The organism is Thiofilum flexile DSM 14609, from assembly GCF_000380185.1.
GTDB classification, from domain to species: domain Bacteria; phylum Pseudomonadota; class Gammaproteobacteria; order Thiotrichales; family Thiotrichaceae; genus Thiofilum; species Thiofilum flexile.
The window spans coordinates 21166-32921 of record NZ_KB904761.1; the positions used below are offsets into that span (position 1 = coordinate 21166).

10 protein-coding genes are annotated in these 11756 nt (G+C 45.5%); 9 read left to right on the forward strand and 1 reads right to left on the reverse strand.

The window, feature by feature from the left end; all coding sequences use genetic code 11:
• Positions 1-143: 143 nt before the first annotated feature.
• The 3 genes from A3IK_RS0108255 to A3IK_RS0108265 all read left to right on the forward strand — a co-directional run bounded on the left by A3IK_RS0108255 (position 144) and on the right by A3IK_RS0108265 (position 2912).
• The gene (locus A3IK_RS0108255; protein ID WP_020559511.1) at positions 144-956 is read left to right on the forward strand and encodes a hypothetical protein; all 813 of its coding nucleotides are present in this window, start codon (positions 144-146) and stop codon (positions 954-956) included.
• 275 nt (positions 957-1231) lie between these two features.
• Positions 1232-2044, forward strand: a complete 813-nt coding sequence (locus tag A3IK_RS0108260; protein ID WP_020559512.1) for a hypothetical protein — start codon at positions 1232-1234, stop codon at positions 2042-2044.
• A gap of 160 nt (positions 2045-2204) precedes the next feature.
• Entirely contained in the window at positions 2205-2912 is a 708-nt protein-coding gene (locus A3IK_RS0108265; protein ID WP_020559513.1) for a DUF2270 domain-containing protein, read from the forward strand.
• A 70-nt stretch (positions 2913-2982) separates the two neighbouring features.
• On the opposite strand, the gene A3IK_RS0108270 is transcribed toward A3IK_RS0108265, so the two are convergent.
• Entirely contained in the window at positions 2983-4080 is a 1098-nt protein-coding gene (locus A3IK_RS0108270; RefSeq protein WP_020559514.1) for an agmatine deiminase family protein, read from the reverse strand.
• 159 nt (positions 4081-4239) lie between these two features.
• Here A3IK_RS0108270 and A3IK_RS0108275 point away from each other — a divergent pair, with 159 nt between their 5' ends.
• The 6 genes from A3IK_RS0108275 to A3IK_RS0108300 all read left to right on the forward strand — a co-directional run bounded on the left by A3IK_RS0108275 (position 4240) and on the right by A3IK_RS0108300 (position 11748).
• Positions 4240-5139: an Rpn family recombination-promoting nuclease/putative transposase gene (locus A3IK_RS0108275; protein ID WP_020559515.1), complete on the forward strand. Its 900-nt coding sequence runs from the start codon at positions 4240-4242 to the stop codon at positions 5137-5139.
• A gap of 119 nt (positions 5140-5258) precedes the next feature.
• A complete protein-coding gene (gene cobB, locus A3IK_RS0108280) occupies positions 5259-5972 on the forward strand; it encodes a Sir2 family NAD+-dependent deacetylase (protein ID WP_020559516.1) in 714 nt (237 codons plus the stop codon).
• A 30-nt stretch (positions 5973-6002) separates the two neighbouring features.
• Positions 6003-7145: a serine hydrolase domain-containing protein gene (locus A3IK_RS18895; RefSeq protein WP_020559517.1), complete on the forward strand. Its 1143-nt coding sequence runs from the start codon at positions 6003-6005 to the stop codon at positions 7143-7145.
• On the forward strand, positions 7142-8311 hold the full coding sequence (locus tag A3IK_RS0108290) for a benzoate/H(+) symporter BenE family transporter (RefSeq protein WP_020559518.1): 1170 nt from the start codon (positions 7142-7144) through the stop codon (positions 8309-8311). Before A3IK_RS18895 ends, A3IK_RS0108290 begins: the two co-directional genes overlap by 4 nt.
• Positions 8312-8716: 405 nt before the next feature.
• Entirely contained in the window at positions 8717-10813 is a 2097-nt protein-coding gene (gene fusA / locus A3IK_RS0108295; protein WP_020559519.1) for an elongation factor G, read from the forward strand.
• 146 nt (positions 10814-10959) lie between these two features.
• Positions 10960-11748: an inositol monophosphatase family protein gene (locus A3IK_RS0108300; protein WP_020559520.1), complete on the forward strand. Its 789-nt coding sequence runs from the start codon at positions 10960-10962 to the stop codon at positions 11746-11748.
• Positions 11749-11756: the final 8 nt, after the last annotated feature.

Here is an 11756-nt window from a genome sequence, read left to right on the forward strand (position 1 = left end):
CCTCAGCACCTTTCAATCAAGGAGAGTGCTGAGTTAGTCTAAATATTCTATTCATACCTTTACCTCTATTTCAAGCAATAACACTTGTTCATGGGCTATGCTTTGCTAGATCAGATGATAATTTTTCATGTACAGGAATAGATATGATTCAATCAAAAAAATATTTAAAGGCATCTGTTTTGGTTGATTTACTAGCTAGTTTGCCGATCATGGCAGGGGCTGCAACAGAAGATCCCATTTTGACTGCTTCTTCCTTAAATTTTTTCACACAATATTTTGACGGAAAAATAACAAGTGCGAGTATTACAGTATATAACAAAAAGAAGGAAACTCTGCACGATATTGATATAAAGTTAGACATCCCTTTACCTGCTAATATTAAACAAGCTATCTTCTCTCCTAATACGCAAAATCCCTTTAAAAAAGCGTATGCTACTTTTTATACACCTGCTAATTTTAAACAACTAAAGACCTGCCCCTTTACAGGGATTGATTTTAATATTGATAATAATCTAAAAACGGAGGAGTGGTATATTACTACCCCCGCCGCAGGATGTATTAAAGGCCAACGCGATATTGATGGTGTAACCAGTCATAATTGGATTATTCAACGGGATGAGGTTGGTAAATTTAGGGTCTTAATGGAAAGTGATAAGTCTTTGACAATTGATCCTGTAACTTCTCAAAGTCCTTATAAGCCCTTGTCAACTTATCACAGTATACAGCGCTTTATGCCAAAATCTACCTTAGAGTGCGGTGATGCCTATATAAAATGGCGCTATAATAATACAAAGAAACAATATCAATATTTTTTTAAAAAAATATCTATTGGTAATCCCTGTAATGGTGATTTAGCCTTTGAATCAACCGATGATCTTGGTTTGAAAAAAGCAGTCGCGGCTATTGAAAAAATAGTGAATCCTTGGATTAAAAATAACTTACCTGCATTTCGTTAGTCCTCTCTTATTTCCCCCAACTAAAGCACTTTTTAATGAGAGTGCTTTGCTAAGAGTATTTGAGTCTTTACACATCGCACCCCAGCATTTCCGTAGTCGAATCGTGCGGGTATTAAGGCAATTAAACCTAGGGCGCTGATTAGTGACGTGTATGCTTGTCGTTTAAAATAAACCATTTATCTAAATCCAGCTCGCTTTTGTAGCTAAAAGACTACCTTCTAAGGGCTTGTATAGCGTTGTTTTGGTCGCATCGGCGTCGTCATTAGGGTTTGGATATGGATAAGATTACTTCGGTTACTACAGATAATCGTTTAGAGGCAGCCGGTATTAAAGGGATTAATGTAGGGGGTATGCAAGATAACCGAGCTATTCAACTAGGTTTGTATTTTATTCCGGTGAATATCGATCTACAAAAGGCTGCTCAACAACTCGCTGCGCAATATATTTCGAGCCTACAAGCGCCGAATATTTCAAGCCCACACGCGTCGAGCCATGTTACTACTCCTACTAGTTTAAATACGCTTAGCCCTAGTACCTCTGTTACGACTAGTACTGCTACCCCTAGTCGTACCGCCGTTTCTAGTACGCCTATGAGTAACCCAGATACCCTAAACTCAGAAAAACTGCATATTGCCGAGGAGTTCCGACCAGTACTCCAGCAAATTCAAACCCATAGCTATGGTAATTCCGTATTAAAGCAAATTTTGAGTGATCCCAATCTCGATTCCTTGACTATTCAACCGCATACCCAATCCGCCGCCGAGCGTAAACGTTTAGGTATTGCACCGAGTGCCAAGACCGATTTGACTTTTTATAGCAATGGTAAAATTGCTGCGACCGTTAGCATGGATGCGGATATGCTCGCTCAGGTGATGACCCCAACAGGGCAGGGTATTCAGGTGGATGCGGATAATATCTTATTCCATGAGCTAGCCCATGTCTTACTAGAACTCAATCATGAGGTGGATCATAGTGATGAGCAGGCATGGCTAAAAGGGGTCGAGGAGGTGGCCTCTAACTATGAAGGGAATTATGGTGGCTATCAGCGGGATTATTTCCGTGACGGGGGGTATGCGTTTTGGGGATAGGGATAATTAAATACTAGAGTAGCATACTAGGGATAAGAGTCGGTATACTCACTTTCCGCATGAAATCGGGAGGTAGTGATCATGACAAGCTCATAAGGATATTTTAATAGGAACCCTATAGTTTTTATAATACTTACAGCTCTGGTCTTATACTCCCATCATGAATAGTGTTCACTCTGAAGTTTCCAATCCCGTGGCTGTGGAGAAACCTCAACAGCTCGAATTTAGCGCTGCCGAAATCGGTGCACTAGCCCACCTCTACCGGGGAGAGGTCTACCGTTCTACTATCTGGCGTACCCGCTTAGATCACACCACTAACTGGGCCGTGGTCACGACGGGACTCGCGTTTTCCATCACCTTTGCGGAGCGTGATGCGTCACCTTTGCCGCTGATTTTGGTCGGTTTTCTGATTATCGTGTTTTTGTCTTTTGAAGCGCATCGTTACCGTTATTTCAATGTCTGGCGGGCGCGGGCGCGGCATATGGAAACCGAATTTTTTGCCCCCATGCTGCGTGGGGAGGGCATTCGGCGGGACACGAACTGGAATGAAGTGCTGGCAAAAGATTATTGTAAACCACGTCACCATATCAGTTTTGCTAGAGCTGTAGGACGACGTCTGCGACGTAATTATGGCTGGATATTATTAGTACAAGCAGTGGCCTACTATGGCAAATTGGCGATTCACCCCACCCCGTTGCATAGTATTGATCAGCTCTTTGCCCGCGCAACCATTGGGCCTTTGAGTGGTGAACTCATGGTGTTGTGTGGGCTGATTTTTCATAGTTCATGGGTATTGTTTGCCTATATCACGCTAAAGCAAGACACCGCAGACCGTCAACGACGTAATAGCCGAGTGGCGATGGGCTAACGCTAGAAACCAGCTAAGCCAGTCGTGATGATGTATACCTGACCATCACGACTTTTTTGTAGCAGAGCGACTAAGCAGGCTCTTGCTGGGTGGCACAGTGAATACTGCCACCACCTGCGGCGATACCATCGACATTGAGCTGCTCTATTTTGCGCTCAGGGAAGGCCTTTTGTATCGCTGCCCGCGCGGCTGAATCGGCAGCCTTATCACCAAACTCCTGCATAATCACTGCCCCATTACACACATAAAAGCCAATATAACCACTAGCAAATTCATTATTTAAATATTTAGTGCGAATATCGGTAGGGGCTTCAAGGGTAATGATTTGCAGTTTCTTACCTTGTGCATCGGTGGCGGATTTTAATAGCTCTAAATGACGTAGAGTTATCTCATGATCATACGATTGTGGATCAGGATCATAGCCTGCTAATACGACACCTGGGCGGGCAAAGCGAGCATAAAAGTCCGTATGCCCATCGGTAATATCTTTGCCCTTAATACCGGGTAACCAAATAATTTTATCCAAGCCTAATAAGGGCATGAGTAAATCTTCAAACTGCGCTTTAGACACCTTAGGATTACGATTTTTATTTAACACACAGCTTTCAGTGATAATTGCGGTCCCGTGTCCATCCACTTCAATACAGCCCCCTTCCATAATAAGAGAGGTGTTCAAGGCTTTTACGCCAGCTTTTTGAGCCACAAAAGCCGCGACTTTGGCATCTAGTTTATGCTCTTGTTTATTACCCCAGCCATTAAAATTAAAATTCACTGCCGCTTTTTGATTTTGATCATTTACCACAAAGGTAGAGCCAGTATCCCGAATCCAAAGATCATTGATGGGGCAGGTCACTAAACTAATCTTAGGATTAGCCTGTATGAGTTCCTCTGCCATAGCTCGTTCTGATTCACGGACTAAAAGGGACACAGGCTCATATTTGGCAATAGTAGTGGCAATCAAAGCGAGGCTACGGCGGGTTTCGGGCAAGAGTTTTTTACCCCAAATCGCCTCACTCGCCCCGAAGGCCATCCAAGTGCGCGTATGCGGCTCACCTTCATCCGGCATACGCCAAGTAGTATCCGTATTAGCCAGTAAACGTTCCATGCCTAATAGCCCTCCGGCTGACAGTAATAAACTAGTAGTGAGAAAATGGCGACGATTTAACATCAATTTATATCCTTTCGTGAGTAAGTTAGAAGAGGTTATTAGGTGGGATAAAGGAGTTCACACGGTTAATCGGAGCACCTGTCCTGTTTTACTACTTAGCTTCCCCTAGTAGCGACGCATGCTACACTATAAGTCATTCTCGATCAGGAGCAGACCACTATGCCACCCGCCGTATACCTCAACCCCTTAACCGACTTTGGCTTCAAAAAGCTATTTGGCGAGGAACCGCATAAGGATCTCTTGATCAGCTTTCTCAATACCTTATTGCCTGAACACCACCAAATTGCTGATTTGCAATACACCAAAAACGAATATCAAGGCATTACCCCTACCGACCGCAAAGCGATTTTCGACCTCAACTGTATCAGTGATCGGGGTGAGCGTTTTATTGTCGAATTGCAAAAAGTAAAACAACACTTCTTCAAAGATCGTAGTGTGTATTACTCCACTTTTGCCATTCAAGAACAAGCCCAACGTGGAGATTGGGATTATCGTCTCTCAGCGGTTTATACCATTGGGATTCTGGATTTTCTAATGGATGACGCAGCGACCGAAGTGCTGTACTACGCCCAACTTAAAGACCAGCGTAATCAGGTTTTCTACGACAAGCTGACCTTTATTTATTTGGTACTACCCCGCTTTACCCTGCAACGGCGCGAACTCAAGACTTTACAAGACAAATGGCTCTATGCTTTTAAACATCTACATGAATTAGAAACCATCCCAGCAGAACTGCAGGAGAGTGTGTTTCAACGCATGTTCGATATTGCCCAGCTCTCACAATTCAGTGTCGAGGAGCGCACTGCCTATGAGGATAGCTTAAAGCATTACCGTGATCTCAAGAATGCTACTGATACGGCTCATTCGGAGGGGGTAGAGGAAGGTTTTGGGTTAGGGCTGGAGAAAGGTAAAGAGCTAGGCAAACAAGAGGGTTTGGAAGAGGGGGAACTGCTAGGACGTATGAAAACCGCTCAAGCTATGTTAGCCAAAGGTATGGCAGTAGCACTTGTGGCAGAGTTGACTGGCCTATCTGTGGAGCAAGTACAGACTTTAGCTTAGGTTTAGCTCAGTTGGATTGAGAATGGAGCATGATCCTTAATTTTTGCAGTTGTAGCCCCTAGTTGGCTTGCGTATGATCTCAAAATACACAACTAAATGAGCGTGAGGGTCATATAAGAATGGAACGCTATCACAATATTGTTATTTTAACCGGAGCTGGTATTTCAGCCGAATCAGGGATTAAAACTTTTCGGGCTAGTGATGGTTTGTGGGAGGGGCATCGAATAGAAGATGTGGCGAGTCCCGAAGGTTTTAAACGTAATCCTAAACTGGTGCAGCAATTTTATAATCAGCGCCGCGCCCAGTTGAATTCTGGTGTGGTGCAGCCTAATCAGGCACATGCCGCTTTAGCCCGTTTAGAGCAGGAGCTAGCGGGTAAGGTATTAGTTGTTACACAAAATGTGGATGACTTACACGAACGAGCCGGTACTCAACAGCTCATTCATATGCACGGCGAGCTAAATAAAGTACGTTGTACCGCCTGTGGTGCCGTATCAGGTTGGCATACCGATGTGGATGCGAATACGCCTTGTAATAAATGTAGCTCCATAGGTACCTTGCGCCCGCATATTGTGTGGTTTGGCGAAATGCCTTTTGGCATGGGTAAGATTGAGCAAGCCTTGAAAACCTGTGATTTATTTCTGTCCATTGGCACCTCTGGGCATGTCTATCCAGCGGCAGGATTTGTGCAGGTGGCGCGTGCAGCGGGGGCGCATACGGTGGAGTTAAATTTAGAGCCGTCCTTGGTGCAGTCTGATTTTCATGAGTCTTATCAAGGTAAGGCCAGTGAGTTAGTGCCTAAGTATGTAGAGCGCTTATTAAAAGCTGAATAGGGATTGTTTGAGTGAGCAAGGGAGAGAGTCATGCGTTTAGCGCAAGCCGTGGATGAGGTAATTGAACAGGCATTAGCCGAGCAGCGTATTGTGGGTACAGTGGTATTAGTGGCACATCAGGGGATAACCACGTATGCCCGCGCTGCTGGTTGGGCGGATCGTGAAGCACAGACACCGACTTATCTCGATACTATTTTTCGCTGGGCGTCTTTGACTAAGCCCGTGGTGTCAGTGGCGGCGATGTGTTTAATAGCAGAAGGAAAGCTGCAATTAGATGACTCAGTAACGGATTATCTACCCGCGTTTCGCCCGCGTTTAGCTGATGGATCAACCCCAGTTATTACTATTCGCCACTTATTGACGCATACCGCCGGTTTGGGCTATCGCTTTATGCAAAAAGAGGGCGATTATCATACTTATCAAGTATCCGATGGCTTAGATAACTCTGGTCTGACCCTAGCGCAAAATATCGCGGCGATTAGTCAAACCCAATTATTTTCTCCCCCCGGAACCGCTTGGCGGTATTCGGTAGCTACCGATGTATTAGGGCATGTCTTAGAGCAGATTACCGGCAAGCCCTTGCAAACGATTATTGCTGAGCGGATTACTGACCCCTTAAAAATGTCGGATAGTGCATTTTATATCGCCCCCAATAAGGCCGCACGGGTAGCGAGTGCTTATGCCGATGGTAAACCTACCCCCACTAAAATGGGAGTGGAGCATCGTTTGCCTTTTGCTAATTTAGGCGAGGTGGTCTATAGCCCCGCGCGAGTGTTTAATCCACAAGCCTTTGCCGGTGGGGGCGGCGGTATGAGCGGTACAGCATCAGATTTATTGAAACTGTTAGAAACTATTAGAACAGGGGGCGGTAAGCTGCTGCCTTTGGAATATGCTCAAGCCTTATTACAAAATCAGATTGGCGATTTATATGTGAATATGAAGGGAGCCGGTTGGGGCTTTAGTTTTATGGGTGCTGTCGTAACTGATCCTAGTCAAGCGAATACTACGCTTTCCAAAGGGAGTGTGCGTTGGGGGGGGGTGTATGGTAATGCTTGGTTTATTGATCCTAGTCGTGAATTAAGTGTGGTAGCACTGACCAATACCTCCGTTGAGGGGACTTCAGGTTTATTCCCGCAGCAGTTAACCGATGCTATTACAGGAGCGGTCGCTTGAGTTTAAAACAGTTACGTCTAGAGCATATTGTCGCGGGGTTTGTGGCAGTATTGGTGGGGTATGCCAGTTCAGCGGCGATTATCTTTCAAGCCGCTCATGCCGCAGGAGCAACTCAAGCACAAATGAGTTCATGGCTATGGGCTTTAGGGCTAGGGGCGGGTCTCACCTCCATTGGCTTATCGCTGTATTATCGCTCTCCGGTATTAACCGCATGGTCAACGCCAGGGGCTGCTTTACTAGCGACCAGTCTAACGGGTGTATCGCTGAGTGATGCGACGGGGGCGTTTATGGTCGCGGCCTTACTGATTATTATCAGCGGGGCTACGGGATGGTTTGAGCGTGTCATGTCACGTATCCCGTTGGCTTTGGCCGCGGCACTCTTAGCAGGGGTCTTAGTACGCTTTGGCTTAGATACCTTTACCTCGCTTCAAGCTCAGCCTTTATTGGTTGGGGTGATGCTGCTGACTTATTTACTAGCGAAACGCTGGTTAGCACGTTATGCCATTGTATTAGTGCTTAGCGTGGGGATAGGGTTGGCCTACTATTTGGGTTTGCTGCATTTAGATCAAGTATCTTTCGGGTGGACTAAACCAGAATTCGTCATGCCGACGTGGAATTTAGCGGTGATTTTAAGTGTGGGTATTCCGCTTTTTATTGTCACCATGACCTCGCAAAATATGCCCGGTATTGCAGCGATTCGCGCTTCGGGTTATCACACTCCTATTTCGCCGACATTAACATGGACGGGGATTGCGACCTTAGTCTTAGCCCCTTTTGGTGGGTTTGCCTTAAATCTAGCGGCGATTACCGCTGCCATTTGCATGAGTAAAGAGGCCGGGGAAAATCCCGATAACCGTTATTGGTCAGCCGTGGTAGCAGGCATTTTCTATTGTATTAATGGCTTATTAGGGGCAACGGTTATTGCTTTGCTCATTGCTTTACCCAAAGAGTTAGTTATGGCAGTAGCAGGCTTGGCCTTATTAGGCACGATTAGCAATAGCTTGACCATGGCCTTGAAAGAGGAGAGTCATCGCGAGGCAGCACTGATTACCTTTTTAGTGACGGCTTCGGGTATGAGTCTTTGGGGCGTGGGTTCGGCCTTTTGGGCTTTGGTCGCGGGGGTTTTGGCATTGGCAATTACCCGATTTTCAGTTCAAAAAAGTTAAAATACTTTTTTGAACTAATCGCTCAGTTCCCAGTCTAAGCTGAACGTGATATTCTTAACCTTGTAACCTTCTTTTATGAGTGATAATCCGGTGTACTGTTTAGCTTAATTTTACCCATCACACAATTTTAAACCATCGCCTTGGCTATATAGTGCAAGCGATTTTTTAATAAATTGTCGTTGAATAATACATTTTCAGTGTGCTAAGGGATTACCACTTTACCTCAATATAGTCTACAATCAGCACCCTTGCCGTAGGTGCAGTTTTTAATTGTCGCTTTACCTTAGGCAAATGCCTAGACGGGGACATTGCAGTTTGGGCTATGAGTGGGTAATACCACTTCCCGCAGCGCATTAACCAACACATTCTGCCTGCTGGCTAATGAATTTAAACTAGAGAATAGATATGACAGACCTCTCGCTTTATCGCAACATCGGTATTTTCGCCCACGTCGACGCGGGCAAAACTACAACCACTGAACGTATTTTGAAGCTCACGGGTAAAATCCATAAGCTCGGTGAAGTCCATGATGGTGAGTCCACAATGGACTTCATGGAACAAGAAGCTGAGCGCGGAATCACTATTCAATCGGCTGCAACGACTTGCCAATGGAAAGGGCACCGTTTCAATGTGATTGATACCCCCGGACACGTTGACTTCACCATTGAAGTATATCGTTCATTAAAAGTACTCGATGGCGGTATCGGTGTGTTCTGCGGTTCTGGCGGTGTAGAGCCTCAATCCGAAACTAACTGGCGCTATGCGAATGACTCTAAAGTCTCGCGTTTGATTTATGTGAATAAACTCGACCGTATCGGTGCAGATTATTATCGCGTTATTAAACAAGTTGAAGAAGTCCTCGGTGCTAAACCTTTACCGATGACCTTACCGATTGGTACAGAAGATACCTTCGTCGGTGTCGTGGATGTGCTGACCCGTAAGGCTTGGGTTTGGGACGATTCTGGCGATCCAATGAACTACACCATTGAAGACGTACCGGCGGATATGGTTGAGTTAGTCGAAGAATGGCGTGAAAAGATGATCGAAACTGCCGTTGAGCAAGACGATGATCTGATGGAAGCTTATTTAAATGGTGAAGAGCCCTCTATCGAAGACCTCAAGCTTTGTATTCGTAAGGGTACCATTAAAATGGACTTCTTCCCGACTTATGCTGGTTCATCCTTTAAAAACAAAGGCGTGCAACTGGTATTAGATGGGGTAGTGGATTATTTACCTAATCCGACAGAAGTTAATCCTCAGCCTGAGACCGATGAAGAAGGTAAGGAAACGGGTACTTTTGCGATTGTTGATGCTGATCGCCCTTTACGTGCCTTAGTCTTTAAGATTATGGATGACCGCTTTGGTGCCTTGAACTTTATTCGTATTTACTCTGGTCGCTTGAAAAAAGGCGATACCATTTTAAATACCTTTACTGGCAAGACTGAGCGTGTAGGCCGTATGGTTGAGATGCACGCGAATGATCGGAATGAGATCGAATCAGCGCAAGCGGGTGATATCGTTGCCTTAATCGGTTTGAAAAACGTACAAACCGGTCATACTTTAGCCGATCCTGATCATCCAGCGACTCTAGAGCCAATGGTATTCCCTGATCCTGTTATCTCGATTGCGATTGCACCGAAAAACAAAGGTGCCTCTGAGAAAATGGGTGTAGCACTGGGCAAAATGGTTCAGGAAGATCCTTCTTTCCGTGTTGAAACGGATGAAGACAGTGGCGAGACCATCATTAAAGGGATGGGTGAGCTGCACTTAGACATTAAAGTAGACATTTTACGTCGTACTCATGGTGTCGAAGTTGAGGTTGGTAAACCACAAGTCGCTTATCGTGAAACCATTACTCAAGCGGTTGATGACAGCTACACGCATAAAAAGCAATCGGGTGGTTCAGGTCAATACGGTCGTATTGATTACACCATTGAGCCGAATGAGCCGGGTGCAGGTTTTGCGTTTGAGTCGGTGGTTACGGGTGGTAACGTACCGCGTGAATACTGGCCTGCTGTACAAAAAGGCTTCGATGCCAGTATGGCCAAGGGCGTGCTAGCCGGTTATCCTTGCTTGGATGTGAAAGTTACCTTACGCGACGGTGCTTACCATGCGGTTGACTCGTCTGCACTAGCCTTCGAGATTGCGGCTAAAGGTGCTTATCGTCAAACTATTCCTAAAGCCGGTCCTCAATTACTAGAGCCGATTATGAAGATTGACGTATTCACCCCAGCGGATCATGTCGGTGATGTGATCGGTGACTTAAACCGTCGTCGCGCTATGATTAAATCTCAAGAGCCAGGTGCTACCGGGGTTCGGGTTAAATCAGAAGCGCCACTGTCTGAAATGTTTGGCTATATCGGTGATTTACGGACTATGACTTCAGGTCGTGGTCAATTCTCGATGGAGTTCTCTCATTACGCACCTTGCCCACGTAATGTGGCTGAGACCGTGATTAAAGAAGCTAACGAGCGCCGTAAAGCGGCTGAAGCGGCTAAATAATTAAGTTTTGCTTAATTTTTAGCGCTTAGGCTAGTAAACAAAAGCCACCTAACGTTCTGTTAGGTGGCTTTTTTTATGTTACACTAGCGCCCCATTCAAGCGCCTGTTGCGGCGTAATGCTTTTTTAAAAAATTGGAATCCTGACCATGCACCCCATGCTCTATATTGCGATTAAGGCCGCTCGTGAAGCAGGCGAATTAATCAGTCGTTATGCGAATAAAGTTGATCAGCTCAAAATCGATCAAAAAGACCCGAATGATTTTGTGAGTGAAATTGATCGCCAAGCTGAGCGTACCATTGTCAGTATTCTGCGCCGCGCCTACCCAGAACACACCATTATGGGGGAAGAGTTTGGACGCCAAGGCCAAAATGACTCGGACTATGAGTGGGTGATTGATCCTTTAGATGGCACCACCAATTATCTACGCAGCTTAGGGCATTGCGCGGTATCCATTGCCTTAAAAACCAAAGGGCGTGTTACACAAGGCGTGGTGTTTGATCCGATTCGTGATGAGTTATTTGCTGCCTCCCGTGGGGATGGTGCTACCCTGAATAATCGCCGTATTCGTGTTTCTAATTTAACCACTATGCAAGGTGCTTTATTAGCAACGGGGATTCCTTTTCGCGCCGGACAGAATTTAGAGCTATATTTAGAAACAATGAAGGTATTAGTGCCTAATACCGCCGGAGTCAGACGCGCCGGAGCGGCAGCACTGGATCTCGCTTATGTCGCTTGTGGACGCTACGATGGTTTTTGGGAGTTTAATTTACATGAATGGGATATGGCAGCAGGTATACTCTTGATTCAAGAAGCCGGTGGATTAGTAGGTGACTTACAAGGTGGCAATAGCCATTTAAGTACCGGCAATGTCTTAGCCGCTAACCCCAAGGTCTTTAAAGAAATGGTTCAGCGTCTGCATCCTGTTTTGAGCTAGCTCACACC